This is a genomic window from Streptomyces sp. RG80, from assembly GCF_040446465.1.
Taxonomy (GTDB): domain Bacteria; phylum Actinomycetota; class Actinomycetes; order Streptomycetales; family Streptomycetaceae; genus Streptomyces.
The window spans coordinates 53,645-78,703 of sequence record NZ_JBEAAJ010000001.1 but is presented as its reverse complement, the minus strand read 5'-3'; the positions used below and the strand labels follow the sequence as shown (position 1 = coordinate 78,703).

Below are 25,059 nucleotides of genomic sequence, written 5' to 3'. Positions count from 1 at the left end.
GGAACGACCAACCGGGGATACCCCATTTGTGGGGTATCCCCGGTCGGGATCGCTCAAGTCATCGAGGCGCCTGTGGTGTTCAGACGAGCTCGGTGACGGTACCGCCGGCGGCGGTGATCTTCTCCTTGGCGGAACCGGAGACGGCGTCGACCGTCACCTGGAGCGCCACGGAGATCTCACCCTGGCCGAGGACCTTGACGAGGCTGTTCTTGCGAACGGCACCCTTGGCGACCAGACCCTCGACGGTGACCTCGCCACCCTCGGGGTACAGGGACGCCAGCTTGTCGAGGTTCACGACCTGGAACTCGGTCTTGAACGGGTTCTTGAAGCCCTTCAGCTTCGGAAGACGCATGTGGAGGGGCATCTGGCCACCCTCGAAGCGCTCCGGAACCTGGTAACGGGCCTTCGTACCCTTGGTACCACGACCGGCCGTCTTACCCTTCGACGCCTCACCACGACCGACACGGGTCTTGGCGGTCTTGGCGCCGGGGGCGGGACGGAGGTTGTGGATCTTGAGCGGGCTGTTCTCCGCCATGATCAGTCGACCTCCTCAACCGTCACGAGGTGGCGGACGGTGTGCACCATTCCGCGGAACTCGGGGCGGTCCTCCTTGACGACCACGGTGTTGATCCCCTTGAGACCAAGGGACCGCAGAGTGTCACGGTGGTTCTGCTTGCTGCCGATGTACGACTTCGTCTGCGTGACCTTGAGGCGAGCCATTACGCACCCGCTCCCGCACGCGCACGAAGCAGAGCCGCGGGGGCGACGTCCTCGAGCGGCAGACCGCGGCGGGCCGCGACCTCCTCGGGACGCTGCAGGCCCTTGAGGGCCTCCACGGTCGCGTGCACGATGTTGATCGCGTTGTCGGAGCCGAGCGACTTCGACAGGATGTCGTGGATACCGGCGCACTCGAGCACGGCACGCACCGGGCCACCGGCGATAACGCCGGTACCGGGGGACGCGGGCTTGAGCAGCACGACGCCGGCAGCCTTCTCACCCTGGATGGGGTGCGGGATGGTGCCCTGGATACGGGGGACCTTGAAGAAGTGCTTCTTGGCCTCCTCAACACCCTTGGCGATGGCGGCCGGCACCTCCTTGGCCTTGCCGTAACCGACACCGACGGTGCCGTCACCATCGCCCACTACGACCAGCGCAGTGAAGCTGAAGCGACGACCACCCTTCACAACCTTGGCGACACGGTTGATCGCGACAACGCGCTCAACGTAAGCGGTCTTCTCGGCGGCAGCTGCGCCGCCGTCACGGCCCTTCCGGTCCCGCCGCTCGCCGCCACCGGCACCGCCACCGCGGCGCTGGGGTCCAGCCATTGGAATTACCTCTCTCTGTTTCCGCTAGCTACGGAACCGGCTCAGAACTTCAGTCCGGCTTCGCGGGCGGCGTCCGCCAGGGCGGCGATGCGCCCGGCGTACTGGTTACCACCACGGTCGAATACGACAGCCTCGACACCGGCGGCCTTGGCGCGCTCGGCGACCAGGGCGCCGACCGACTTGGCCTGCGCGGACTTGTCGCCCTCGCCGCCGCGGATCGTGGTGTCCAGAGTCGACGCCGACGCCAGGGTGTGACCCTTGATGTCGTCGATGACCTGGGCCACGATGTGGCGGTTGGAGCGCGTCACGACGAGGCGCGGACGCTCAGCCGTACCCGAGATGTGCTTGCGGATCCGGATGTGGCGACGCTTGATCGCGGCACGCTTGTAAGCGTCGCCCTTGAGGATCTTCTGTCCGTATGCCATGGCTTACTTACCCGCCTTTCCGACCTTGCGGCGGATGACTTCGCCCTCGTACTTGACGCCCTTGGCCTTGTACGGGTCGGGCTTGCGCAGCTTGCGGATGTTGGCCGCAACCTCGCCGACCTTCTGCTTGTCGATGCCCTCGACCGAGAACCGGGTGGGGGCCTCCACCTTGAAGGTGATGCCCTCGGGGGCCTCGACGGTGATCGGGTGGCTGTAGCCGAGAGCGAACTCGAGGTTCGAACCCTTGGCCTGCACGCGGTAACCGACACCGCTGATCTCGAGCTTCTTCACGTAACCCTGGGTCACGCCGGTGATCATGTTCGCCACCAGCGTGCGGGACAGGCCGTGCAGGGCCTTGTTCTGACGCTCGTCGTTGGGGCGGGTGACGTTGAGAACGCCGTCCTCACCCTTGGCGATGTCGATCGGCGCAGCGACGGTGTGGGTCAGTTCGCCCTTGGGGCCCTTGACCGAGACCGTACGGCCGTCGATGGTGACGTCCACGCCGGCGGGAACCGTGATGGGGAGCTTGCCAATACGCGACATAGCTGTTTCCTCCGTTCCCTTCCGCTACCAGACGTAGGCGAGAACTTCTCCGCCTACGCCCTTCTTGCCGGCCTGCTTGTCGGTGAGGAGCCCGTGCGACGTGGAGATGATCGCCACGCCGAGGCCGCCCAGCACCTTCGGCAGGGAGGTGGACTTCGCGTAAACCCGGAGACCGGGCTTGGAGATCCGCTTGATGCCCGCGATGGAGCGCTCACGGTTCGGGCCGAACTTCAGCTCGAGGACGAGGTTCTTGCCGACCTCGGCGTCCTCGACCTTCCAGCCCGTGATGAAGCCCTCCTGCTGGAGGATCTCCGCGATGTGAGACTTGATCTTCGACGCCGGCATCGCCACGGAGTCGTGGTACGCCGAGTTCGCGTTACGCAGACGCGTAAGCATGTCTGCGATCGGATCAGTCATGGTCATGAATTGGCCTTCGGCCTCTCTCGCCGGGGTTTCCAGGTGCCCATCCCTCTCCTCGATCCGAGACGAGGCGGGTGCGGTGCGGTGGACCTACGGCGTAGTAAGTCGTACGGGCGACCGTCAGGCGCCCAACCCTCCAAGCCTAAGCCATGGAGAGGTGGGCGCCTGACACGCCCATTGCTTACCGAGAGCTTCGGGAATCCCTAAAAAGCGGGGATTACCAGGAGCTCTTGGTCACGCCCGGCAGCTCGCCACGGTGAGCCATCTCACGAAGGCAGACGCGGCACAGGCCGAACTTGCGGTACACGGAGTGCGGACGGCCGCAGCGCTGGCAGCGGGTGTACGCACGCACACCGAACTTGGGCTTACGAGCAGCCTTGGCAATCAGAGCCTTCTTCGCCATCTCGCTCACGCCTCCTTGAAGGGGAAGCCGAGGTGACGAAGGAGCGCGCGGCCCTCAGCGTCGTTGGTCGCCGTGGTCACCACGGTGATGTCCATGCCCCGGGTACGGTCGATCTTGTCCTGGTCGATCTCGTGGAACATGACCTGCTCGGTGAGACCGAAGGTGTAGTTGCCACGGCCGTCGAACTGCTTGGGGGACAGACCACGGAAGTCGCGGATGCGCGGGAGCGCGAGCGACAGGGTGCGGTCCAGGAACTCCCACATGCGGTCGCCACGGAGCGTGACGTGGGCACCGATCGGCTGGCCCTCACGCAGCTTGAACTGCGCGATGGACTTGCGGGCCTTGGTGACGGCCGGCTTCTGACCGGTGATCGTGGTGAGGTCGCGAATCGCGCCGTCGATCAGCTTGGAGTCGCGGGCGGCGTCGCCCACACCCATGTTGACCACGATCTTGACGAGGCCGGGGATCTGCATGACGTTCTCGTAGGAGAACTCCTCACGCAGCTTGCCCGCGATCTCCTCGCGGTACTTCGTCTTGAGACGCGGAGTCGTGGTGGTAGCCATCAGATGTCCTCACCCGTCCGCTTGGCAACGCGGATCTTGTTGCCCTCGTCGTCGAAGCGGTAACCGACACGCGTGACGACCTTGTTGCCGTCCTTCTCAACGACCAGCTGGACGTTGGAGACGTGGACAGGCGCCTCGGTCGTGACGATGCCACCGGCCTGCGAACCCTTGGCGGTCGGGCCGGCCTTGGTGTGCTTCTTGACCCGGTTGACACCCTCGACCAGGACGCGGTCCTCGCGGGGGTAGGCCGCGATGACCTTGCCCTGCTTGCCCTTGTCCTTACCGGTGATGACCTGAACCAGGTCGCCCTTCTTGATCTTCATGCTTACAGCACCTCCGGCGCGAGCGAGATGATCTTCATGAACTTCTTCTCGCGCAGCTCCCGGCCCACCGGGCCGAAGATACGGGTGCCACGAGGGTCGCCGTCGTTCTTGAGAATGACAGCGGCGTTCTCGTCGAAGCGGATGTACGAGCCGTCCGGACGGCGGCGCTCCTTGACGGTGCGAACGATGACCGCCTTGATGACGTCACCCTTCTTCACGTTGCCGCCGGGGATCGCGTCCTTGACGGTGGCGACGATGACGTCACCGATGCCCGCGTAGCGGCGACCGGAGCCACCGAGCACACGGATGCAAAGGATCTCCTTCGCACCAGTGTTGTCGGCGACACGCAGTCGCGACTCCTGCTGGATCACGTCTATCTCCTGTTTGTCTGCCGGTTCCCGGCAGGGGCCTTATCCCTTACGGGAGTTGAGCCCCTGCCGAGCCTGGCGGAACTGACCTGCGGATGTACCCCGCAGGAATTACTTGGCCTTCTCGAGGATCTCGACGATGCGCCAGCGCTTCGTGGCGGACAGCGGCCGGGTCTCCGCGAGGAGGACACGGTCGCCGACACCAGCGGCGTTCTGCTCGTCGTGCGCCTTGAGCTTGTTCGTACGGCGGATGACCTTGCCGTACAGCGCGTGCTTCACACGGTCCTCGACGGCGACGACGACGGTCTTGTCCATCTTGTCGCTGACGACGAGACCCTCACGGGTCTTGCGGAAGCCGCGGGCCTCTGCGTTCTCAGTCACGTTCTTCTCGCTCATCAGGCGTTCTCCACCGTTTCGATGCCCAGCTCACGCTCGCGCATCAGGGTGTAGATCCGCGCGATGTCCTTGCGGACCGCCTTCAGACGGCCGTGGTTCTCGAGCTGTCCGGTCGCCGCCTGGAAGCGGAGGTTGAACAGCTCTTCCTTGGCCTCGCGGAGCTTGCCCAGAAGCTCCTCGTTGCCCAGCTCGCGCAGCTCGGACGCCTTGGTACCGGCCGACATCACGCTTCACCTGCCTCGCGCTTGACGATCCGGCACTTCATCGGCAGCTTGTGGGCTGCGCGAGTAAGGGCCTCACGGGCGATCTTCTCGTTGGGGTAGGACAGCTCGAACATGACCCGGCCCGGGTGCACGTTCGCGATCCACCACTCGGGAGAACCCTTACCGGAACCCATGCGGGTCTCGGCAGGCTTCTTCGTGAGCGGGCGGTCCGGGTAGATGTTGATCCAGACCTTGCCGCCACGCTTGATGTGGCGGGTCATCGCGATACGGGCCGCCTCGATCTGGCGGTTGGTCACGTACGCCGGCGTGAGGGCCTGAATGCCGTACTCGCCGAACGCGACCGTCGTACCGCCCTTGGCCTGACCACGGCGCTTCGGGTGGTGCTGCTTGCGGTGCTTGACCCTACGGGGGATCAGCATGTCGGTCAGGCCTCCGTTCCGGTGCTCTCAGCCGGAGCGGCGGCAGCGGGAGCCTCGGCCTTGGGGGCCTCGGCGCCGGCAGCCTGCTGCGGCTTGCGACCGCGCCGCTCGCCACCACGGCCACCACGGGCCGGGCGGTCGGAGCCGCCGCCACCGCGAGCCGGGCGGTTACCCGCACGGGCGGCAGCGTTCTCAGCGCGGACCTCGGCGATGTTCTTGACGTCGCCCTTGTAGATCCAGACCTTCACACCGATGCGGCCGAAGGTCGTCTTGGCCTCGAAGAAGCCGTAGTCCACGTTCGCGCGGAGCGTGTGCAGGGGCACACGGCCCTCGCGGTAGAACTCCGAGCGGGACATCTCGGCGCCGCCGAGGCGGCCGCCGCACTGGATCTTGATGCCCTTGGCGCCGGCCTTCATCGCCGACTGCATGCTCTTACGCATGGCGCGACGGAAGGAGACGCGGGAGGAGAGCTGCTCGGCGACGGCCTGAGCAACCAGCTGAGCGTCCGTCTCGGGGTTCTTGACCTCGAGGATGTTCAGCTGGACCTGCTTGCCCGTGAGCTTCTCGAGGTCACCGCGGATGCGGTCGGCCTCGGCGCCACGGCGGCCGATGACGATGCCCGGACGCGCGGTGTGGATGTCCACGCGGACACGGTCACGGGTGCGCTCGATCTCAACCTTCGAGATGCCGGCGCGCTCCATGCCGGACGTCATCATCCGACGGATGGCGACGTCTTCCTTGACGTAGTCCTTGTACAGCTTGTCGGCGTACCACCGGGACTTGAAGTCCGTGGTGACACCGAGCCGGAACCCATGCGGGTTAACCTTCTGGCCCATTACCGGGTTCCTTCCTTGCTGCTGACGACCACGGTGATGTGGCTGGTCCGCTTGCGGATCCGGTAGGCACGGCCCTGGGCGCGCGGCCGGAACCGCTTCAGGGTCGGGCCCTCGTCGACGTACGCCTCGGAGATGAAGAGGCTGTCGGCGTCGGTGTGGTCGTAGTTGTGCGCGGCGTTGGCGATGGCGCTGTCGAGCACCTTGCCGACCGGCACGGAGGCTGCCTGCGGAGCGAATCGCAGAACAGCCTGAGCCTCCGTGGCATCCATGCCACGGATCAGGTCCACCACGCGGCGGGCCTTCATGGGCGTGACGCGGATGTACCGCGCCTGGGCCCTGGCTTCCATGGTTGTCCCTCTCAGTTACTTACGTGTCTGAATGCGATCCGCTACTAGCGGCGCTTCGACTTCCGGTCGTCCTTGACGTGACCCCGGAAGGTGCGCGTCGGCGAGAACTCGCCGAGCTTGTGGCCGACCATCGACTCGGTGACGAACACCGGGATGTGGGTCTTGCCGTTGTGCACCGCGAGCGTGTGGCCGAGCATGGCCGGCACGATCATGGAGCGACGGGACCAGGTCTTGATGACGTTCTTGGTGCCTGCTTCGTTCTGGGCGTCCACCTTCTTGATCAGGTGGTCGTCGACGAAGGGCCCCTTCTTGAGACTGCGCGGCATCTAAACCCGCTCCTAGCGCTTCTTGTTCGTCTTGCGGCGGCGGACGATGTACTTGTTCGAAGCCTTCTTCGGCGAACGAGTACGACCCTCCTTCTGACCCCACGGGGAGACCGGGTGGCGACCACCGGAGGTCTTGCCCTCACCACCACCGTGCGGGTGGTCGACCGGGTTCATCGCCACACCGCGAACGGTCGGACGAACGCCCAGCCAGCGCTTACGGCCGGCCTTGCCCCAGTTGATGTTGCTCTGCTCGGCGTTGCCGACCTCGCCGACCGTGGCGCGGCAGCGCTGGTCGACCAGGCGGATCTCACCGGAAGGCATGCGGAGGTGGGCCATCGAGCCCTCCTTCGCGAGCAGCTGCACGGAGGCACCGGCGGAGCGGGCGAACTTGGCGCCGCCACCGGGACGGAGCTCGATCGCGTGGATCGTGGTACCGACCGGGATGTTGCGGAGCGCCAGGTTGTTGCCCGGCTTGATGTCGGCCCCGGGACCGTTCTCGACGCGGTCACCCTGCTGCAGGTTGCGGGGGGCGAGGATGTAGCGCTTCTCGCCGTCCGCGTAGTGCAGCAGCGCGATGCGCGCGGTGCGGTTGGGGTCGTACTCGATGTGCGCGACCTTCGCCGGCACGCCGTCCTTGTCGTGACGACGGAAGTCGATCACTCGGTAGGCGCGCTTGTGTCCGCCACCCTGGTGGCGAACGGTCACACGACCGGCGTTGTTACGGCCGCCCTTGCTGTGCAGCGGGCGGACCAGCGACTTCTCCGGCGTGGACCGCGTGACCTCGACGAAGTCGGCGACGCTGGAGCCACGACGGCCCGGCGTAGTCGGCTTGTACTTGCGGATTCCCATTTTTCAGTCCTCGTCCGATATCGGACGATCCGACCCGCTTACGCGGTCGGACCGCCGAAGATGTCGATACGGTCGCCCTCGGCAAGGGTCACGATCGCGCGCTTCGTGCCGGCACGCTGACCGAAGCCGGTCTTGGTGCGCTTGCGCTTGCCGATGCGGTTGATCGTGTTGACCCCGGTGACCTTGACCGAGAAGACCGCCTGGACGGCCTGCTTGATCTGGGTCTTGTTGGCGTTGGGGTCGACGATGAACGTGTACTTGTTCTCGTCGAGGAGCGCGTAGCTCTTCTCCGACACGACCGGCTTCAGCAGGACGTCACGGGGGTCCGTGTACGACTTGCTGAGCGGCGTCTCGACGGTGTTCTTGCCCTCGGCGGCGTGACGACGCGCCTTGGCGACGCGCGCGGCCTTGGCGGCCTTCGCCGCCTTGGAGGCGATGGAGGGGTGACGGATGGCCATCAGACCTCAGTCCCTTCGGTGTCGTTGGCCTTCGGGCCGGCGACGAAGGACTCGAGAGCGGCCTGGGTGAAGACCACGTCGTCCGAGACGATCACGTCGTACGTGTTCAGCTGGCCCGGCTCCAGGATGTGGACCTGGGGCAGGTTGCGGGCGGACAGCCACGCGGCCTCGTCGGCGCGGTCGACGACCAGGAGCAGGTTCTTGCGCTCCGAGATCTTGCCGAACAGGCTCTTCGCGGCCTTCGTGGAGGGGGTCTCGCCCTCGATCACGCCGGTGACGACGTGGATGCGGTTGTTGCGGGCCCGGTCGGTGAGGGCGTGGCGCAGGGCCGCGGCCTTCATCTTCTTCGGGGTCCGCTGCGAGTAGTCACGCGGCACGGGACCGTGCACGACGCCACCACCGGCGAACTGCGGCGCGCGGGTCGAGCCCTGACGGGCGCGGCCGGTGCCCTTCTGGCGGTAAGGCTTCTTGCCACCACCACGGACTTCGCCACGGGTCTTGGTCTTGTGCGTGCCCTGACGGGCAGCCGCGTTCTGCGCAACGACGACCTGGTGGATCAGCGGGATGCTGACCTTCTCCACGCCGAAGATCTCCGCGGGGAGTTCGACGCTTCCGGTCTTCTCGCCGGCAGGCGAAAGGATGTCAACAGTGCTCATCGGTACCTCAGGCCCCCTTGGCCGCGGTGCGGACCAGGACGAGGCCGCCGTTCGGACCGGGGACAGCGCCCTTGATGAGCAGCAGACCCTTCTCCGCGTCAACGGCGTGGACGGTCAGGTTCTGGGTGGTGACCCGCTCGTTGCCCATACGACCCGCCATGCGGAGGCCCTTGAACACGCGGCCCGGGGTGGCGCAGCCACCGATGGAACCGGGAGAGCGGTGCTTGCGCTGGGTGCCGTGTCCGGCGCCGAGGCCCTTGAAGTTGTGACGCTTCATGACACCGGCGAAGCCCTTGCCCTTGCTCTTGCCGGTCACGTCGACCTTGATGCCGGCCTCGAACACCTCAGCGGTGATCTCCTGGCCGAGGGTGTACTCGCTGGCGTCAGCGGTACGGATCTCGACGAGGTGGCGGCGGGGAGTGACGTCGGCCTTGGCGAAGTGGCCCTTGAGGGGCTTGTTCACCTTGCGCGGGTCGATCTCGCCGAACGCGATCTGGACGGACTCGTAGCCGTCGACGTCGTTCGTGCGGACCTGGGTGACGACGTTGGGGCCGGCCTTGACGACGGTGACCGGAACAACGCGGTTGTTCTCGTCCCACACCTGCGTCATGCCGAGCTTCTCGCCCAGGATGCCCTTGATCTGCTTAGCCATTCTCAGATCACCGATCCCTAGAGCTTGATCTCGATGTCGACACCGGCCGGAAGGTCGAGTCGCATCAGAGAGTCAACGGTCTTGGGCGTCGGGTCGAGGATGTCGATCAGGCGCTTGTGCGTGCGCATCTCGAAGTGCTCGCGCGAGTCCTTGTACTTGTGCGGCGACTTGATGACGCAGTACACGTTCTTCTCAGTGGGCAGCGGCACCGGGCCCGCGACCGACGCACCAGTGCGAGTCACCGTCTCGACGATCTTCTTCGCCGAGGAGTCGATGACCTCGTGGTCGTAGGCCTTGAGCCGGATGCGGATCTTCTGTCCCGCCATGGCTACTCAGTAGTCCTTTGTCTCGTTTAACGCTCTGGAACCCGGTGTTCCTGTCATCCGCTCTCCGACCCACGCGGTCGGGTGTGTCGCGCTCTTACTGACACAGATGCCCCTTGTTCGAGCATCCCTTGTCTGGGAGCGCGGCCCTTCCGGAACCGCAGGCCGGGGGCGGAAGGCCCACCGGGTGCCTGGTCTGTGCCGTACCTTGCTTCCCGAAAGATTCCCGTACGTCCGCCCCAGCGCTGCCGTGTGGCAGTTAGGGCGACGAGTACTGTGGGACTCGCTTTCAGTCCTCCCGGCGGGAGGCGCGCAGCATCAACACTCGACCGAGCAACTCGGACAGTCTGCCATATGGGGCAGGGGGTCCGCCAATCGAGCCGGAGAGAATACCCCGGACGTGACGCAGGTCAAACACAGGCCACTCCGTCCGCGGGGCCCCGTCAGATTCCCCACGGGTCGGGGTGCGGCTTGGCCGCCGGGTCCTCGGACCACAGGAGGCGTGCCTCGATCTGGTCCCCGGTGAGTTCGCGGAGACGGTCGGCCGCCCAGCCGTTCCACTGGATCGCACGGGGGAACTCCGGCAGCCGGAAGGCCGGCAGGTGTGCGGGCAGCGCCTCGGGACGGAACACCGCCTTCTTGACCTCGCCGTCCGACTTCCTGGGCTTGGACGACCGGCGCGGGTCCAGACAGTCGACCACCTGTTCCACCAGGTAGAGGACGTACTCGTCGCCCTTCGCGCCCTCGATGTCGACCGGCACCAGGCTCCCGGCCTCCTCCAGCGCCTCTCGGAGGCCCTCGGCGAGGCGTCGGCTGAGCACGGGAGCGCCCGGGCGGCCGGAGGGGAACTCGCTCCTGGACCAGCGCCGCTCCCCCAGCCACTTGGCACGCAGGCGCGTGAGCCGGTCCCCCTCCGCGCCGGAGCGCTGCCAGCGCATCAGCCGGATCATGTCGGAACTGTCGAGATGCAGCCCCTGGTATTCGCTCAGGCTCGGCAGGAGCCGGTACACCGACAGGCTCTTCCCCGGTTCATCCGCCATGGCGTCACCATCCGTGTTCGTCGTCGCGTCGGCCATGTTCCCTCACGGTGCCGTCCACACCGCGCCGGGCCCCGGCTGTCCGGTCGCCAGTTCGCGCTCGATCTGCTGTCCGATGCCACGGAGCTCGTTGCGCAGGGCACCTCGGATGGCGCGCGCTCCGTAGCCGTCGGCCGTCATCCTCTCCGCCACGTCCTGCAAGTGGGTGTTGAGGCGCTGCAGGAACGGCTTTCGGTGGGTGAAGTTGTGCGGCCTCGGGTGGCCCAGCGGGACCCCGTTCGCCGCGTCGTTGATGTCGACCCCGTACTTCTCCAGCAGCTCACGGGCCTCTTTCGCGCCGTTGCGCTTCATGCCTGACGGCACGATGTGGGCCGCGGCCTCGCCCGCGACCTTGCCCCGCCCTTCGCGGGCCAGGTTCTTCGCCAGCAGGTCGGCGTTCTCGGCGCAGGTGAGCAGTCCGAGGTAGTCGAGCCAGGAGAGGGGGTTCGGTACGTAGGCACGCGGGTTCGGGCCGGCGTCGAGGCCGAGCGGGTCCGCGCTGAGGTAGGCCGCGGTGACCGGGTCGTAGTAGCGGAAGAAGTTGTAGTGCAGCTGCGTCTCGGGGTCGCAGTACTGTCCGGGGAATCGCAAGGGGGTGGTGGTGTCGTACGCCCCGTCGAGCGCCGTGAGTCCCCAGAGTGTGGCGTCGGAGCGCCAGGCGATGTCGCCGCTGTCGGAGACGAGTTCCGTCGGGGTGCCGACCAGGTCGGTGACGATGGCGAAGAACCGCTCGTCGACGACCTCCTGCGGTGCGTCGGCGAGGGTGGTGCGCTCCGTCTGGGTCAGTGGCCGGGCGCCGTCCCGTTCCCAGGTCAGGGTGGAGACCTCGGGAGAGCCGGCCCGCGTCGTCGTCTGCTCCACGAGGTGCGCGCCGTCCCAGGTGAACCGGGTCTCCTCGGCGATGCCCTGCCCGTCCGCGGTCAGTCGCCGCTTGGCGATCCGGCGCCCGAGGGGGTCGTACAGGTAGCGCCAGACCGTGCCGTCGGGGGTGACAGCCGAGGTGAGACGGTCTTCCGCGTCCCAGCTGTAGCGCCAGATGTCGGGCTTGCGCGACAGCCGGGTCCTGCGGCGCAGGACGACCCGCCCCGCGGCGTCGTACTCGTAGTGGACGTCGCCCGCGCGCAGTACGCGGTTGCCCTGGTGGAGGCGCTCGCCGCGGCTCTCCTGGGCCGGGAAGCGGTCGGGCCAGGAGGCGCGTGTCTGGTTGCCCTGCTCGTCGTAGGCGTAGGACTCGGTCCACTCCTCCGCTCGTACGCCGAGGACGCGTCCCGCGGGGTCGAGGGTGAAGCCACGGCGTCCGGTCGCGCGGTCGTCGAGCGCGGTGACGTGGCCGTCGGGGCGGTAGCTGTAGCTGCGGTGCGCGAGTGTCCGGGTGCCCTGTGCGGTGGCCAGCTGCTGTGTGGTGAGCCGGTCGACGGCGTCCCAGGTGAGGGTGAGGGTGAGGTCGGAGTCGAAGCGCCTGGTCGTCTCACGGCCCAGGACGTCATGGGCGAAGGCGAGCGTGCGGCCGCCGGCGGCGAGCCCGGTACGGTGTCCGGCCCGGTCGTATCCGTACGTGGTGACGGCACGGCTCGGGGTCGTACGGCGGGTAGGGCGGCCCAGGACGTCGTACGCCGTGGTGAGGGCCCGTCCGTCGACGGCCTCGACGGTGACGCGGCCCCCGCGGTCGTACTCGTACGAGAGTGTGGCGTCCGGACCCACCGCGCTGACGAGCCGGCCGGCCCGATCGTGGGTGTAGGCCGTCGTCCTGCCGTCCAGCGTGGCGCCGATCTGGTTGCCGACCTCGTCGTAGGAGAACTCGACCGTCTGTCCGACGGCGTTGGTGCGGGCCAGCAGCCGGCGTGCGGGGTCGTAGGCGTAGTCGAGGGTGCGGTCGTCGAAGTCGGTCTCCGACAGCAGGTTGCCGACCGGGTCGTAGCGGTAGTCCCAGGTCAGTCCGCGCGGGTCGGCCACCCTCAGGAGCCGCAGCTCCGTGTCGTGCGTGAAGGTGTGGCGGACGCCGTCCGGTGTGGTGCGCGAGGTGAGCACGTCGAAGGGGCCGTAGGTGAACGTGGCGGTCCGGCCGAGTGCGTCGGTGTGGGTGAGCTGGTTCCCCTCGCCGTCGTACGTCCACCGCTGCACGCTGCCGTCGGCGTCGGTGCGCGAGGTGAGCCGGCCTTCCACGGTCCAGGTCCGCCGGGTCCGCCCGTCGAGCGGGTCGACGACGGTGACGCACCGGCCGAAGGGGTCGTAGGTGTACGTGGAGACCGCACCGAGCGGGTCCACGCCCGAAGTCGGCTGTCCTGCGGCGTTGTTGGTGAAGCGGTGGACCGCGCCGGCCGCGTCCGTGAGCGAGGTCAGCGCCCCCGTCGTATCGCGGGTGAAGACGGTCGTGGTGCCGTCGGCGGTGGTCACGGAGGTGCAGTTACCGCGTTCGTCCCACTCCTGGCGCAGGACGCCGCCGTCGTACTCGGTGATCTCCACCGGCAGCCCGAGGTCGTTGTAGCGGGTCGTCGAGACGGAGCCGTCGGGGAGCCGGACGGCGATCGGGCGGCCCGTGTCGCCCCATTCGACGCGGAGCTCTCGCCCCAGCTGGTCGGTGCGGCTGAGCAGCCGGTCCCGGTGGTCCCACTCCTGGGTGACCGTGTGGCCGAGCGCGTCGGTCTCCGAGATCAGCTGGTAGGCGTCGTTGAACCGGTAGTGGGTGGCCTGTCCCAGTGAGTCGAAGGCGATGGTGCGGTGGTTCTCGTCGTCGTACTCGAAGGTGTAGGAGAGGAAGCCGTCCACGCCGTGGCCGGCCACGCAACGGCCGGCGTCGTCGTACTCGAAGCCGTACCGGACTCCGTTACGGTCCTCCCAGCCCGTGATGCGACGCCGGTCGTCGTAGGTGAGGCACAGGGGCAGGCCGGAGGAGTTGCGGATCTCGCTGAGGTTGCCGCGGTCGTCGTAGCCGTAGCGGACCAGGGTCGGCCGGTCGGGGTGGCTGCGCAGGGTCAGCTCCGTGATCCTGCCGTTCTCGCAGCCGACGCCGATGCGGTAGCCGCCGTGATGGACGACCTCCGCGGGGGTGCCGTCCGCCCGGTAGGACACTCCGATCGTGTTGCCGTTGCGGTCGCGGATCTGCGCCAGCGGGAGTTCGGCGGGAGACCGATCGGGCAGGGGCCGGAAACGCAGGGTGTGACCCGTCTCGGGCCGGTGCACGACGAGTTCGCCCTGAGCGCTGCCGTCCCAGCTCAGCGGCCAGGCCGGGCCCTCCACCGGCAGGACGGGGGCGTCCGGGTCGGGGACCGGGTAGTGCAGCACCATTCCGTCCTCGACGGCCAGCCGCACACCGTCCGCGTCCAGCAGGAGGCGTTGGTCGAGGGTGCAGGTCCAGCTCGGGCCCAGGAGGCGGCCGCTGCGGACTCGGGTGCGGTAGTGGCGTTCCAGGACGAGCGGAAGCATCCCGTCCAGCGTCACGTCCGTGGCGGACATGACCATCTCGCCGGTCGCCAGGTCGATGGGATCACCGCGGGTGATCAGCGTCTTCATCTGCCGTGCCAGGCCACGGGCGCCCTTGCCGAGGCCCTTGACGCCCATGGCCATGCCCTTGAGGCCGACCTTGCCGAAGGCCTTCATGCCCTTGGCGAGGCCGCCGAGCGTGGTCAGGCCCTTCATGCCGGGGATGCAGTCGAGTGCGGCCAAGCCGACGTCCCACAGGGAGGCTTGGCCTTTCGAATACTTGTAGAGCGTGTCGGCGAGCACGACGAGGGCCGCGATCAGGACGATCACGCCCAGGATCGGCCCACCGATGATCATCGCGACGACACCCAGCACCGCCACCACGATCTTGCAGGCCGTGACGATGTTGTCCCAGTTGTCGCTGAACCAGTCCCCGACCTCCTCCCACCACGACCGGTTCTGAATACCGGCGTCGGAGGCCTCGTCGATCTTCGACTTCGCGTCCCGGGCCGCCTCGTCCCGCATCTTGCGCGCATCGGCGGCCATCTTCTTCGCCGCGTCCAGAGCGTCCTGCGCGCTGTCGACGTCCGACTGCGCCTTGGTCTGCGCCGACTGCGCGTGCTGGGCATCCCGAGTGGCGGCCCGCACCTTGGACTCGTCCGGCTTGTCACCACCCGACTTGCTGCCAGTGGGATCGTCCTTGTACTTGTCGGCTTCTTTGTTCGCCCGGGTGACCCACGAATCGGCGGACGTGAGACGGGAGTTGGCGGAGGTGAGGTCCGCCTGGGCCTCGCGGGCCTTGGCCAGTGCCCGGTCGGCGAGGGCCTGCGCCCGCTCCAGCTTCGGCCAGAAGTCAGCCAGGGCGTCCCCGCACAGCGCGTAGGACTTCTCCAGCTTCTTCAGGTTCTTCGGAACCCCGCCGAACTCCTCCTTGAACACCGCCGCCGACTTACCCGCCCACTCCAGGAGGGTCTCCTCGCCGGCCATGCCGTTGACCAGACGCAGCGCGTCCGAGACGTCGTCGGCGAAGTCGTGCAGCGTCTTGGCCAGCTTCCGGACCCGGTCCGGATCACCCGGCGTCGGATCCTTGTCCAGATCCAGGACATGCCAGTCCGCAGGCCGATGCCCAGCCATACCGCAACCCCCGTCACACGCGCATCGTCAACAACCGTATGCACACGCGAACTTACCCGGTACGGGCGTTCGACGGGAAGAACAAAAGAGTCGGCGCGAACACGACGTAGGCCCCATGCCGACGCCCACTGCCCCTTCATGCGCCTCAGCGGCACGCGTACGACACGAACTCCGCCCACGCTGCCGGCACCAGCGCGAGCCGGGGACCGTCGGTGTGCTTGGAGTCGCGGACGTGGATGGTGCGGGGGGGGGCTACCGCGATCTCGACGCAGGAGTCACCCTCGCTGCCGCTGCTGTAGCTGCTCTTGAACAGCTTCGGCACTGTTCACGGCAAGTGTGGACGGCCACGCTGAGTGACGTGATCCGCAACTTCAGCGTCCAGTTGTCCGCCACGCCCCGCGGCGCCCGCCTCGCCCGACTGCTCGCCACCGAGCAACTCCGGTCCTGGGAGCTGCCGTTCGATGCCGCGCTGGTCCTCGTCGATGCCCTGTCGTCCCGCTGGGGAGTCTCCGAGGGCCCGGCCCCGCGCAAGACCGTATGGGCCGAAGTGACCCTGCCACCGTCCTCCGGGAACCCGTACTCCGGTGCCACGGGCGATCTTCCCCAAGGACCACTGGAGAGAAAGGACCCGTGCCAAGCCCCACCCCTCCTCCCGCCCGTCCGCGCAGCTCACCCGCCCGGGTGAACATCACCAACTCGGCTGGATTTCGGACCGGTTGCTTGCTCTACGCTCAGCGCAACGCCTAGCAGCAGCACAACCCCACAAAGACAACGGCCCCCGCCGGGACTGCAAGAACCACCCTCACGCGGGCCTCGCCCACGACAACGCCCGCCACACCACCCGCTTCACGGTGATCGGCAACCACCTCGCCCAGCACCGGGAGCTCTCCGGCCTGGCCATCGGACTGGGCGTCCACATCCAGTCCCTGCCGTGGGAGGCGGACCCGGTTCAGGCCCCGGCGGCCGGCCGCGCGGTCTCGCGCCACGCGTCCCCGACGAGCAACGCGTCCAGCACCTCGTCGTACGCCCGGAACCCGGCCTTCAGATACGCCGGCGTGGGTGACCGCCGGTCGAGGATCCCCGGCAGCTGCGCGACCCGCCACATCCGGAAGACCTGCGCCGGGGTGGTGCCGCCCGACGTGTCCGCGAGGTCGCAGGCGAGCGCGAGTACGTCGACGATCCGTGCCGCGCCCTGCCCGGTGTCCGTCTCCGCCTCCGTCTCCACCCGGACGACGACGCCGATCAGGGCCCCCAGGAACTCCGTCAGCTGGAGGTCCGCCGCCATCCGGCACATCCGCCGGACGACGGACGGCTCGTCGAGCCGTCGCAGGAACTCCGGGTCGGCGGCAAGGTTCCCGGAGTACAGCGCCGGGTACGGCGCGGTCACCTCGTAGTCCCGGAACCAGCCCAGTTCGTCGGCGATGGCCATGGCCTCGTCGTCGAACCGGCAGACCGACCGGATCCCGTCCATGAGCCGCTCGACGTCGTCGCGCCGCCGCGCCAGGAACTCTCCCATCGAGACCTCGGCGAGCAACCCCGTACCGGTGGCGTTCACGGCCCCGGCCAGCACGACTCCGCCGAGCGGTCCGAAGATCCATCGCGCGCGTTCCATGCGGCCACCCTAGGCGGGCCGGTTCACGGCTCCGCCACGGTCAGTCTCCCGGCGTCCTAGGGCCAGTCGACAAGCGCCGCGAAGGCGACGTAGGCGAACGGCACCATCAGCGGAGCCGCGAGGGCGAAGGCCGCACGGCGGGCCATGTACCGGTGCTCCCACGGCAGTGCCCAGCTCACGAACAGCAGGACGAGAGCGAGGCACAGTCCGACCAGCAACACCGGGAACGCGATGCCGTAGCTCGAATCGAACGCGTCGGCCTGCGCGTCGCCGCAGGAATCGCACGCCATCGGGGACAGCCCGCCGACGAGATAGGCGACGAAGCACGCGGGGAGCGTGACCAGGGTCGAGATCAGGGGCGCGATCCATGCCCCGGGCGCCCGTGCGACAAGTGTGTGGTCCGACATGGGTCCATCCCATCGCCCGGGCGGGCTCGACGGCATGGGCGTTCGTACTCAGAACGCCTGCTCTCCGTACGGAGCCCGCCGGCGGATCACCGATGCCGAGCCACTGTCGAACAACCTTCCGGACTTCCGCGAAGTTTCCCGCGCCGCACCCGCCCAGGGTCAACCCATCGATGACAACTCGCCCATGCCCAGGGGCCGTTCGGCCGTACGCTCACCCCCATGCCTCGCAGCACCCCACCCCGCCCCCTCGACGTCGCCGCACACTTCCCCGAGCTGGCGCCCCTGGCCCGCACGGCTGTACGGCTGCACCCCCGCCCCGGCTTCCCCACCGCGAGGGACAGCTCCATCGGCGGTCCCCTCCTCTGGCCGGCCCACGCCCCGTGGCCCACCTGCCCCGAGCACGACGGCCCGGCGTACCTCGGCCACACCCCCGACGACATCCGGCTGCGCCGGCGCATCCTCGCCGAGGCCTGGAGCCGCCCCCGTGCCGAGGGCGCCGACTTCCTGACCCCGCAGGAGCGGGCCCGCTACGACAGTGCCTCGGAGGAGCGGCTGATCCCCCAGGAGGGCCCCGTCCCCATGATCCCCGTCGCCCAGCTGCACGCCCGTGACATCCCCACGCTCCCCCGGCCGCCCGGCACCGACCTCCTACAGCTCCTCTGGTGCCCCTTCGACCACGAGGGCCACGTGCCCCGTACCGAGTTGCGCTGGCGAACCGCCGCCGAGGTCACCGACCCGCTCGTGACCGCCCCTCAGCCGTCGGTCATCGGCAAGGCCCCCTTCCTCCCCGAACCCTGCCTCCTGCACCCGGAGCCCGTCACCGAGTACCCCGCCCCGCACGAGCTGCCCGAGGAGCTGGCCGACCGGGTCGAGGACTGGGCGGAGGGCCAGGGCGCGGACTACCAGTACGACCTCGCCGTCGCCCCCGGCTGCAAGGTCGGCGGCCACGCCCCGTGGAGCTACACCGACCCCTTCCCGATGGCCTGCTCCGAGTGCGGCGCGGCGGTACGCCCGCTGCTCACCATCGACGGCTACGAGTACGACGGCGGCACCCGGAGCTGGCGGCCGCACGGGGACACCGGCCCGGCCACCCCCACCCACCTCAACATCGGCCGGGACCACGCCCTCCAGCTCTACGTCTGTACGACGTCGTACGACCATCCGCATCTGCGGAACATCCAGTGACCCGAGCGCGGTGACAGGCCGCGCCGGGGCACGGCTCAAGGGCTGCCCGTCTCCGAGACGCCCTCCGCGACCTGCCCGACGACATCCAGGATCCCCCGGCCGAGAGACGTCGGGGCGATCAGCAGACCGAACACCAACGCGAGAGCCACCGTTGTGCTCTGGTCCGCCCTGCTGCGCGCGTGCACGCGACGGCGCAGCCGCAGGACGAGGACGACGGCCAGCAGCACCGCCACATCGATCGTCAGCATCATCAGGCGAGTCCTCCCGTACGCGAGCGCGTCCCAGCCATGAGCGCCATGAACGCTACGCAGCCCGCCTAGGGCCGGACTCGATCCGCCCCTTGTCAGGGACCCGTCCCGCCTCCATGATCGCGGCCATGTACAAGCGACGCGTGCTCGGCACCTGGCTCGGCGTGGCCCTCGCCGCCGTCCTGCTCCCCGGCATCTCCCAGGTGGTCGACGATCCGCCCTGGTCCGGGATCCTGGCCGGCTGCGCCTTCATGCTGATCAACCAGCTGATCCACGTCTATCCCGGCGCGATCCGTTCCGCTCCCCCGTTGATGCTGCTGATCCTCGCCGGGATCGGTGTCGTCCAGGACACCCTCATCTGGCTGCTGGTCTCCTGGCTCTCCGCCCAGGCCACCCACGGCCTTCACGTCGACGGGATCCTGGCCGCCCTGCTGGGCGGGGTGATCGTGCGCGGGACCACCCTCGCGGTGATGGCCGTAGGGCCGCAGCAGACTCCCGAACCGGCCTGAGGACATGCGAAAGGGCCCGCACGACCGAAGTCGTACGGGCCCCTTCAGGTGCTCTGCGAGCTACCAGGCTGTCAAGCCAACAAGAATTACTTGTTGATCTTGGTGACCTGGCCGGCGCCCACGGTCCGGCCACCCTCACGGATGGCGAACTTCAGGCCCTCTTCCATGGCGACGGGCTGGATGAGCTCCACCTTCATCTCGGTGTTGTCACCCGGCATGACCATCTCGGTGCCCTCGGGGAGGGTCACAACGCCGGTCACGTCCGTCGTACGGAAGTAGAACTGCGGACGGTAGTTGTTGAAGAACGGCGTGTGGCGGCCACCCTCGTCCTTGGACAGGATGTAGGCCTGGGCCTCGAACTCGGTGTGCGGCGTGACCGAACCGGGCTTGATGATGACCTGGCCGCGCTCGACGTCCTCGCGCTTGATGCCACGGAGGAGCAGACCGACGTTCTCACCGGCCTGGCCCTCGTCGAGCAGCTTGCGGAACATCTCGATGCCGGTGACCGTGGTGGTGGTCTTCTCCTGCTTGATGCCGATGATGTCAACGGTCTCGTTGACCTTCAGGACACCACGCTCGATACGGCCGGTGACGACCGTACCGCGACCGGTGATCGTGAAGACGTCCTCGACGGGCATGAGGAACGGCTTGTCGACGTCACGCTCGGGGGTCGGGATGGACTCGTCGACGGCGGACATCAGGTCGAGGACCGTCTGGCCCCACTCCTTGTCGCCCTCGAGCGCCTTGAGCGCCGAGACCTTGACGACCGGCAGGTCGTCGCCCGGGAACTCGTACTCGGAGAGGAGCTCACGGACCTCGAGCTCGACGAGCTCCAGAATCTCCTCGTCGTCCACCATGTCGGCCTTGTTCAGGGCGACGACGATGTACGGAACGCCGACCTGGCGGGCCAGGAGCACGTGCTCCTTGGTCTGCGGCATCGGGCCGTCGGTGGCGGCGACAACGAGGATGGCGCCGTCCATCTGCGCCGCACCCGTGATCATGTTCTTGATGTAGTCCGCGTGACCGGGGCAGTCGACGTGGGCGTAGTGACGCGTCTCGGTCTGGTACTCGACGTGCGCGATCGAGATCGTGATACCGCGCTGGCGCTCCTCGGGAGCCTTGTCGATCTGGTCGAAGGCCGAGGCCTCGTTCAGGTCCGGGTACGCGTCGTGCAGCACCTTGGTAATGGCGGCCGTGAGGGTCGTCTTACCGTGGTCGATGTGACCGATGGTGCCGATGTTGACGTGGGGCTTAGTCCGCTCGAACTTCGCCTTCGCCACTGGGTCCTCCTGTGGAGTGGTTCTGGTACGCCTTACTCATCGGCGCCAGGGTGATCTTTGCTGGGATGCCGCCCGCCGGGGTTTCCCCTTGCCGGGTGAGCCCCGGCGGTCGGTGTCAAGCCTAAAGCGTGTAAACGGTGTGTGTTACTCGCCCTTGGCCTTCGCGATGATCTCCTCGGCGACGTTCCGCGGAACCTCGGCGTAGGAGTCGAACTGCATCGAGTAGCTCGCGCGACCCGACGTCTTGCTGCGGAGGTCTCCGACGTAGCCGAACATCTCCGAGAGGGGCACGAGGCCCTTCACGACGCGGGCACCGGCCCGCTCCTCCATGGCCTGGATCTGGCCACGGCGGGAGTTGATGTCGCCGATGACATCGCCCATGTAGTCCTCGGGCGTGGTCACCTCGACCGACATCATCGGCTCGAGGAGCACGGGGCTGGCCTTGCGGGCAGCCTCCTTGAACGCCTGCGAACCGGCGATCTTGAACGCCAGCTCGGAGGAGTCGACCTCGTGGTAGGCACCGTCGAGAAGAATGACGCGGACGCCCGTCATCTCGTACCCGGCCAGGATGCCGAACTGCATGGCCTCCTGCGCACCGGCGTCGACCGAAGGGATGTACTCCTTCGGGATACGGCCACCGGTGACCTTGTTCACGAACTCGTACGACGTGTCGCCGCCCTCGATGGGCTCGATCGCGATCTGCACCTTGGCGAACTGACCGGTACCACCGGTCTGCTTCTTGTGGGTGTAGTCCACGCGCTCGACGGCCTTGCGGATCGTCTCGCGGTACGCGACCTGCGGCTTGCCGACGTTGGCCTCGACCCGGAACTCACGGCGCATACGGTCGACCAGCACCTCGAGGTGCAGCTCGCCCATACCACCGATGATGGTCTGGCCGGTCTCCTCGTCCGAGTGGACCTGGAAGGAGGGGTCCTCCTCCGCGAGACGCTGGATGGCGACACCCAGCTTCTCCTGGTCACCCTTGGACTTGGGCTCGATGGCGACCTGGATGACCGGCGCCGGGAAGTCCATGGACTCCAGGATCACCGGCTGCTTGTCGTCGGACAGCGTCTCACCGGTGGTGGTCTGCTTCAGGCCCATGACGGCGACGATGTCGCCGGCGCCCACCGACTCGATCTCCTCACGCTTGTTCGCGTGCATGCGGTAGATCTTGCCGATGCGCTCCTTCTTGCCCTTGACGGAGTTCAGCACGGCGGTGCCGGACTCCAGGCGACCGGAGTAGATCCGGACGAAGGTGAGCTTGCCGAGGTGCGGGTCGCTCATGATCTTGAACGCCAGCGCCGACAGCGGCTCCTCGTCGGACGGCTTGCGCTTGACGACGACCTCGGGGTCCTTGACGTCGTGGCCCTCGATGGCCTCGACGTCGAGCGGGGTCGGCAGGTAGCGCACGACGGCGTCGAGCAGGGGCTGGACGCCCTTGTTCTTGAACGCGGTACCGCAGAACACCGGGGTGACCGTCACGCCGTCGGACTTGCCCGACGCGATGGTGATACGGCGGACGGCGGCGTACAGCTGCTCCTCGGTGGGCTCCTGGCCCTCCAGGAACAGCTCCATGATCTCGTCGTCGTTCTCGGCGACGGCCTCGACCAGCTTGCCGCGCCACTCTTCAGCGGCCTCGACGTGCGTGTCGGGGATGTCGACGACGTCGTACATCTCGCCCTTGGCCGCCTCGGCGGACCACACGAGCGCCTTCATGCGGACCAGGTCCACAACGCCCTTGAAGTCCATCTCGGCGCCGATCGGCAGCTGCATGACGAGCGGGACGGCGCCCAGACGGTCCGAGATCATGTCCACGCAGCGGTGGAACTCGGCGCCGGTACGGTCCAGCTTGTTCACGAAGCAGATGCGCGGCACGCCGTAACGGTCGGCCTGACGCCACACCGTCTCGGACTGCGGCTCAACGCCCGCGACACCGTCGAACACCGTGACGGCACCGTCGAGGACGCGGAGCGAACGCTCCACCTCGACCGTGAAGTCGACGTGCCCGGGGGTGTCGATGATGTTGATGGTGTAGTCGTTGTCCTCGAGCGGCCAGTGACAGGTGGTGGCAGCAGAGGTGATCGTGATGCCACGCTCCTGCTCCTGCTCCATCCAGTCCATGGTGGCAGCGCCGTCGTGGACCTCACCGATCTTGTAGCTGACGCCGGTGTAGAAGAGGATCCGCTCGGTGGTGGTCGTCTTGCCCGCGTCGATGTGGGCCATGATCCCGATGTTGCGGACCCTGGCCAGGTCAAGTGAAGTGGTAGCCATAAGGCTTCGGTCTTCTCTCGGTCTCGATGGGGGTAGCGACTACCAGCGGTAGTGCGCGAAGGCCTTGTTGGACTCGGCCATCTTGTGGGTGTCCTCGCGCTTCTTCACAGCGGCACCGAGGCCGTTGGAGGCGTCGAGAAGCTCGTTGAGCAGACGCTCGGTCATGGTCTTCTCGCGACGGGCGCGGGAGTAACCGACCAGCCAGCGCAGCGCGAGCGTGTTGGCACGACCGGGCTTGACCTCGATCGGAACCTGGTACGTCGCACCACCGACACGGCGGGACTTGACCTCGAGGGTCGGCTTGATGTTCTCCAGAGCGCGCTTCAGCGTGATGACCGGGTCGTTGCCGGTCTTCTCGCGCAGGCCCTCCATGGCGCCGTAGACGATGCGCTCGGCGGTGGAGCGCTTGCCGTTCAGCAGCACCTTGTTGATGAGCGACGTGACAAGAGGAGAACCGTAGACCGGGTCGATGATGACCGGGCGCTTCGGGGCGGGGCCCTTACGAGGCATTCTTACTTCTCCTTCTTGGCGCCGTAGCGGCTGCGGGCCTGCTTGCGGTTCTTGACACCCTGGGTGTCGAGGGAACCGCGGATGATCTTGTAGCGAACACCCGGCAGGTCCTTCACACGGCCACCACGCACGAGCACGATGGAGTGCTCCTGCAGGTTGTGTCCCTCACCCGGAATGTAAGCGGTGACCTCGATCCCGCTGGTCAGACGCACACGCGCGACCTTACGCAGGGCCGAGTTCGGCTTCTTCGGGGTGGTCGTGAACACACGCGTGCAGACGCCGCGACGCTGGGGCGAACCCTCGAGTGCGGGCGTCTTGTTCTTCTCGACCTTGTCCTGCCGGCCCTTACGGACCAGCTGCTGGATCGTAGGCACTACTTCTCCGGTTTCTGTGTGCCGAATGGTGAAGCTAACCTGGAACATCGCCGACCCACGCGGTCGGGTGTGTCGGATCCCGCAGACTTCCACCCGAAGGCAAGAAGGGCGCGGATTCACGGTGGCCGATGGAGGCTCGCCATGCGGGTGATGGCACGCACGAGAGCCAGGGCACACCCCAGGCACAAGGTCTGAGCGTACCTACCTCACGGACTTCGGTCAAAACAAATGGAGCGGGCCCCGACACGCCGGACTTTCGGATGTCAAGAGGACCGCTACCGCGCCACTGGCCGATTCGCGCTCTTCCGTCCCCTTCGATCTTGGGCGTTCAGTACGTTGACCCGTCTTCACGAGGGGCCCGCAGGGGATTCGGGGGATGAGGCATGACGACGACGTGGACACCGGCGTACTCGCCGGACGACGGTGGCCTGGACGACCGGGTGCCGTTCCTGGCGCGGCTGGAGAGCGAGGACCGCTCGGACCTGCTGGCACTCGGCCGCACCCTGGACTTCCCGCCGCGCACGGTCCTGCTGCGCCAGGAGGAGCCGTCCGCGCACGTCCTGTTCCTCGTCCACGGCTGGACCAAGGTCACCGCGTCCGCCGCCAGCGGCTACGAGGCGCTGCTCGCCCTGCGCGGCCCCGGTGACGTGGTCGGCGAGTCGGCGGCGCTGACGGGCCGCCCGCGCGGAGCCACGGTGACCGCGCTGGAGCCGGTCCGGGCGGTGGCCGTCGACCGCGAGCGCTTCCGGGGCTTCCTGCACCGCTCCCCCACCGCCTCCTTCGCCCTCCTCGGCCTCACCGTGGACCGCACTCGCGCGGCGGACCGGCGCCGGCTGGAGTTCGCGTCCATGAGCGTGCGGGAACGCTTCGCCGTCCTCCTCCTCGACCTGGCCCGCACCCACGGCCGCCGCACCCCGGAGGGCATCGAACTGGCCGTCCCCCTGAGCAAACAGGAACTGGCGGGCTCGGTAGGAGCCTCCCGGGAGATGGTGCAGCGCCTCCTGAAGGAGCTACGGGACAAGGGCGCGGTGGCGACGGGAAGACGAGCGATGCTGATCATGCGCCCGGACGTGTTGCGCCGGATAGCGGCGTCAGCGGACTGACGGTTTGGCGGCGCAGCCGCCTCTTCAGGGGCGCGGGGCTGTGTCCATGTGCGGCTACCGCCGCGTGGGCGCGA

General features: G+C 67.7%; 34 protein-coding genes and 2 pseudogenes. 5 read left to right on the top strand and 31 right to left on the bottom strand.

Going from position 1 to position 25,059, the window contains the following annotated elements:
• Positions 1-79: 79 nt before the first annotated feature.
• The 24 genes from rplO to ABKA17_RS00320 form a co-directional block, all read right to left on the bottom strand.
• Positions 80-535, bottom strand: a complete 456-nt coding sequence (gene rplO, locus ABKA17_RS00435) for a 50S ribosomal protein L15 (protein ID WP_353689759.1) — start codon at positions 533-535, stop codon at positions 80-82.
• Positions 536-537: 2 nt separating this feature from the next.
• The gene (gene rpmD, locus ABKA17_RS00430; RefSeq protein WP_006376032.1) at positions 538-720 is read right to left on the bottom strand and encodes a 50S ribosomal protein L30; all 183 of its coding nucleotides are present in this window, start codon (positions 718-720) and stop codon (positions 538-540) included.
• Entirely contained in the window at positions 720-1,325 is a 606-nt protein-coding gene (gene rpsE, locus ABKA17_RS00425; protein WP_015658456.1) for a 30S ribosomal protein S5, read from the bottom strand. Before rpsE ends, rpmD begins: the two co-directional genes overlap by 1 nt.
• 41 nt (positions 1,326-1,366) lie before the next feature.
• Complete coding sequence (gene rplR / locus ABKA17_RS00420) at positions 1,367-1,750, bottom strand: 50S ribosomal protein L18 (protein WP_020132625.1); 384 nt, start codon at positions 1,748-1,750, stop codon at positions 1,367-1,369.
• 3 nt (positions 1,751-1,753) lie between these two features.
• A complete protein-coding gene (gene rplF, locus ABKA17_RS00415; RefSeq protein ID WP_037719144.1) occupies positions 1,754-2,293 on the bottom strand; it encodes a 50S ribosomal protein L6 in 540 nt (179 codons plus the stop codon).
• A gap of 24 nt (positions 2,294-2,317) precedes the next feature.
• A complete protein-coding gene (gene rpsH / locus ABKA17_RS00410) occupies positions 2,318-2,716 on the bottom strand; it encodes a 30S ribosomal protein S8 (protein WP_266521146.1) in 399 nt (132 codons plus the stop codon).
• Positions 2,717-2,930: 214 nt separating this feature from the next.
• Entirely contained in the window at positions 2,931-3,116 is a 186-nt protein-coding gene (locus tag ABKA17_RS00405) for a type Z 30S ribosomal protein S14 (protein WP_003956452.1), read from the bottom strand.
• 5 nt (positions 3,117-3,121) lie between these two features.
• Entirely contained in the window at positions 3,122-3,679 is a 558-nt protein-coding gene (gene rplE, locus ABKA17_RS00400) for a 50S ribosomal protein L5 (protein WP_030619154.1), read from the bottom strand.
• Positions 3,679-4,002 (bottom strand): 50S ribosomal protein L24, encoded by a 324-nt coding sequence (gene rplX, locus ABKA17_RS00395; protein ID WP_107904101.1) that lies wholly within the window; start codon positions 4,000-4,002, stop codon positions 3,679-3,681. Before rplX ends, rplE begins: the two co-directional genes overlap by 1 nt.
• Before the next feature lie 2 nt (positions 4,003-4,004).
• Positions 4,005-4,373, bottom strand: coding sequence for a 50S ribosomal protein L14 (gene rplN / locus ABKA17_RS00390; protein ID WP_003992364.1), 369 nt, complete (start codon positions 4,371-4,373; stop codon positions 4,005-4,007).
• A 108-nt stretch (positions 4,374-4,481) separates the two neighbouring features.
• Positions 4,482-4,766, bottom strand: a complete 285-nt coding sequence (gene rpsQ, locus ABKA17_RS00385) for a 30S ribosomal protein S17 (protein ID WP_353689758.1) — start codon at positions 4,764-4,766, stop codon at positions 4,482-4,484.
• Positions 4,766-4,990 carry a 50S ribosomal protein L29 gene (gene rpmC, locus ABKA17_RS00380; protein WP_018564811.1) on the bottom strand — a complete coding sequence of 75 codons (225 nt, stop codon included), beginning with the start codon at positions 4,988-4,990 and terminating at the stop codon, positions 4,766-4,768. Before rpmC ends, rpsQ begins: the two co-directional genes overlap by 1 nt.
• Entirely contained in the window at positions 4,990-5,409 is a 420-nt protein-coding gene (gene rplP / locus ABKA17_RS00375; protein ID WP_004927269.1) for a 50S ribosomal protein L16, read from the bottom strand. The genes rpmC and rplP overlap by 1 nt, the downstream gene beginning before the upstream one ends.
• A gap of 5 nt (positions 5,410-5,414) precedes the next feature.
• Complete coding sequence (gene rpsC, locus ABKA17_RS00370) at positions 5,415-6,245, bottom strand: 30S ribosomal protein S3 (protein WP_353689757.1); 831 nt, start codon at positions 6,243-6,245, stop codon at positions 5,415-5,417.
• On the bottom strand, positions 6,245-6,592 hold the full coding sequence (rplV, locus tag ABKA17_RS00365; protein WP_003974262.1) for a 50S ribosomal protein L22: 348 nt from the start codon (positions 6,590-6,592) through the stop codon (positions 6,245-6,247). The genes rpsC and rplV overlap by 1 nt, the downstream gene beginning before the upstream one ends.
• A gap of 44 nt (positions 6,593-6,636) precedes the next feature.
• The gene (gene rpsS, locus ABKA17_RS00360; protein ID WP_003992359.1) at positions 6,637-6,918 is read right to left on the bottom strand and encodes a 30S ribosomal protein S19; all 282 of its coding nucleotides are present in this window, start codon (positions 6,916-6,918) and stop codon (positions 6,637-6,639) included.
• Positions 6,919-6,930: 12 nt separating this feature from the next.
• A complete protein-coding gene (rplB, locus tag ABKA17_RS00355; protein WP_007494772.1) occupies positions 6,931-7,767 on the bottom strand; it encodes a 50S ribosomal protein L2 in 837 nt (278 codons plus the stop codon).
• A gap of 38 nt (positions 7,768-7,805) precedes the next feature.
• Positions 7,806-8,225, bottom strand: a complete 420-nt coding sequence (rplW, locus tag ABKA17_RS00350) for a 50S ribosomal protein L23 (protein WP_353689756.1) — start codon at positions 8,223-8,225, stop codon at positions 7,806-7,808.
• A complete protein-coding gene (rplD, locus tag ABKA17_RS00345) occupies positions 8,225-8,881 on the bottom strand; it encodes a 50S ribosomal protein L4 (RefSeq protein WP_353689755.1) in 657 nt (218 codons plus the stop codon). The genes rplW and rplD overlap by 1 nt, the downstream gene beginning before the upstream one ends.
• 7 nt (positions 8,882-8,888) lie before the next feature.
• Positions 8,889-9,533: a 50S ribosomal protein L3 gene (gene rplC, locus ABKA17_RS00340; protein ID WP_020135811.1), complete on the bottom strand. Its 645-nt coding sequence runs from the start codon at positions 9,531-9,533 to the stop codon at positions 8,889-8,891.
• 17 nt (positions 9,534-9,550) lie between these two features.
• Positions 9,551-9,859, bottom strand: a complete 309-nt coding sequence (rpsJ, locus tag ABKA17_RS00335) for a 30S ribosomal protein S10 (RefSeq protein ID WP_003948644.1) — start codon at positions 9,857-9,859, stop codon at positions 9,551-9,553.
• A gap of 440 nt (positions 9,860-10,299) precedes the next feature.
• Entirely contained in the window at positions 10,300-10,896 is a 597-nt protein-coding gene (locus ABKA17_RS00330) for a hypothetical protein (RefSeq protein WP_353689754.1), read from the bottom strand.
• A 42-nt stretch (positions 10,897-10,938) separates the two neighbouring features.
• Entirely contained in the window at positions 10,939-15,486 is a 4,548-nt protein-coding gene (locus tag ABKA17_RS00325) for a DUF6531 domain-containing protein (RefSeq protein WP_353689753.1), read from the bottom strand.
• Positions 15,487-15,631: 145 nt separating this feature from the next.
• Positions 15,632-15,808: a DUF397 domain-containing protein gene (locus ABKA17_RS00320; protein ID WP_353689752.1), complete on the bottom strand. Its 177-nt coding sequence runs from the start codon at positions 15,806-15,808 to the stop codon at positions 15,632-15,634.
• A gap of 12 nt (positions 15,809-15,820) precedes the next feature.
• Here ABKA17_RS00320 and ABKA17_RS47905 point away from each other — a divergent pair.
• Positions 15,821-16,048, top strand: a pseudogene (locus ABKA17_RS47905) (hypothetical protein); the annotation flags it as partial.
• A gap of 154 nt (positions 16,049-16,202) precedes the next feature.
• A pseudogene (locus ABKA17_RS47900) lies at positions 16,203-16,418 on the top strand (helix-turn-helix domain-containing protein); the annotation flags it as partial.
• Between the two features lie 17 nt (positions 16,419-16,435).
• Here the strand turns inward: ABKA17_RS47900 and ABKA17_RS00310 are convergent.
• Both ABKA17_RS00310 and ABKA17_RS00305 read right to left on the bottom strand, forming a co-directional pair.
• Entirely contained in the window at positions 16,436-17,098 is a 663-nt protein-coding gene (locus ABKA17_RS00310; RefSeq protein WP_353690783.1) for a hypothetical protein, read from the bottom strand.
• Positions 17,099-17,154: 56 nt separating this feature from the next.
• Positions 17,155-17,505 carry a hypothetical protein gene (locus ABKA17_RS00305; protein WP_353689750.1) on the bottom strand — a complete coding sequence of 117 codons (351 nt, stop codon included), beginning with the start codon at positions 17,503-17,505 and terminating at the stop codon, positions 17,155-17,157.
• Between the two features lie 219 nt (positions 17,506-17,724).
• On the opposite strand from ABKA17_RS00305, the gene ABKA17_RS00300 reads away from it, so the two are divergent.
• Positions 17,725-18,690: a hypothetical protein gene (locus ABKA17_RS00300; RefSeq protein ID WP_353689749.1), complete on the top strand. Its 966-nt coding sequence runs from the start codon at positions 17,725-17,727 to the stop codon at positions 18,688-18,690.
• A 35-nt stretch (positions 18,691-18,725) separates the two neighbouring features.
• On the opposite strand, the gene ABKA17_RS00295 is transcribed toward ABKA17_RS00300, so the two are convergent.
• Positions 18,726-18,941 carry a hypothetical protein gene (locus ABKA17_RS00295; RefSeq protein ID WP_502994090.1) on the bottom strand — a complete coding sequence of 72 codons (216 nt, stop codon included), beginning with the start codon at positions 18,939-18,941 and terminating at the stop codon, positions 18,726-18,728.
• A 125-nt stretch (positions 18,942-19,066) separates the two neighbouring features.
• On the opposite strand from ABKA17_RS00295, the gene ABKA17_RS00290 reads away from it, so the two are divergent.
• Complete coding sequence (locus ABKA17_RS00290; RefSeq protein ID WP_353689748.1) at positions 19,067-19,447, top strand: phage holin family protein; 381 nt, start codon at positions 19,067-19,069, stop codon at positions 19,445-19,447.
• An 86-nt stretch (positions 19,448-19,533) separates the two neighbouring features.
• Here the strand turns inward: ABKA17_RS00290 and tuf are convergent, their stop codons facing one another.
• The 4 genes from tuf to rpsL form a co-directional block, all read right to left on the bottom strand.
• Positions 19,534-20,727 (bottom strand): elongation factor Tu, encoded by a 1,194-nt coding sequence (gene tuf, locus ABKA17_RS00285; RefSeq protein ID WP_353689747.1) that lies wholly within the window; start codon positions 20,725-20,727, stop codon positions 19,534-19,536.
• A 144-nt stretch (positions 20,728-20,871) separates the two neighbouring features.
• Entirely contained in the window at positions 20,872-22,998 is a 2,127-nt protein-coding gene (gene fusA, locus ABKA17_RS00280; RefSeq protein WP_353689746.1) for an elongation factor G, read from the bottom strand.
• A gap of 39 nt (positions 22,999-23,037) precedes the next feature.
• Positions 23,038-23,508 carry a 30S ribosomal protein S7 gene (rpsG, locus tag ABKA17_RS00275; RefSeq protein WP_003974303.1) on the bottom strand — a complete coding sequence of 157 codons (471 nt, stop codon included), beginning with the start codon at positions 23,506-23,508 and terminating at the stop codon, positions 23,038-23,040.
• A gap of 2 nt (positions 23,509-23,510) precedes the next feature.
• Positions 23,511-23,882: a 30S ribosomal protein S12 gene (gene rpsL, locus ABKA17_RS00270; protein ID WP_003948652.1), complete on the bottom strand. Its 372-nt coding sequence runs from the start codon at positions 23,880-23,882 to the stop codon at positions 23,511-23,513.
• A 383-nt stretch (positions 23,883-24,265) separates the two neighbouring features.
• On the opposite strand from rpsL, the gene ABKA17_RS00265 reads away from it, so the two are divergent.
• Entirely contained in the window at positions 24,266-24,985 is a 720-nt protein-coding gene (locus ABKA17_RS00265) for a Crp/Fnr family transcriptional regulator (RefSeq protein ID WP_353689745.1), read from the top strand.
• The last annotated feature ends 74 nt before the right edge of the window (positions 24,986-25,059 follow it).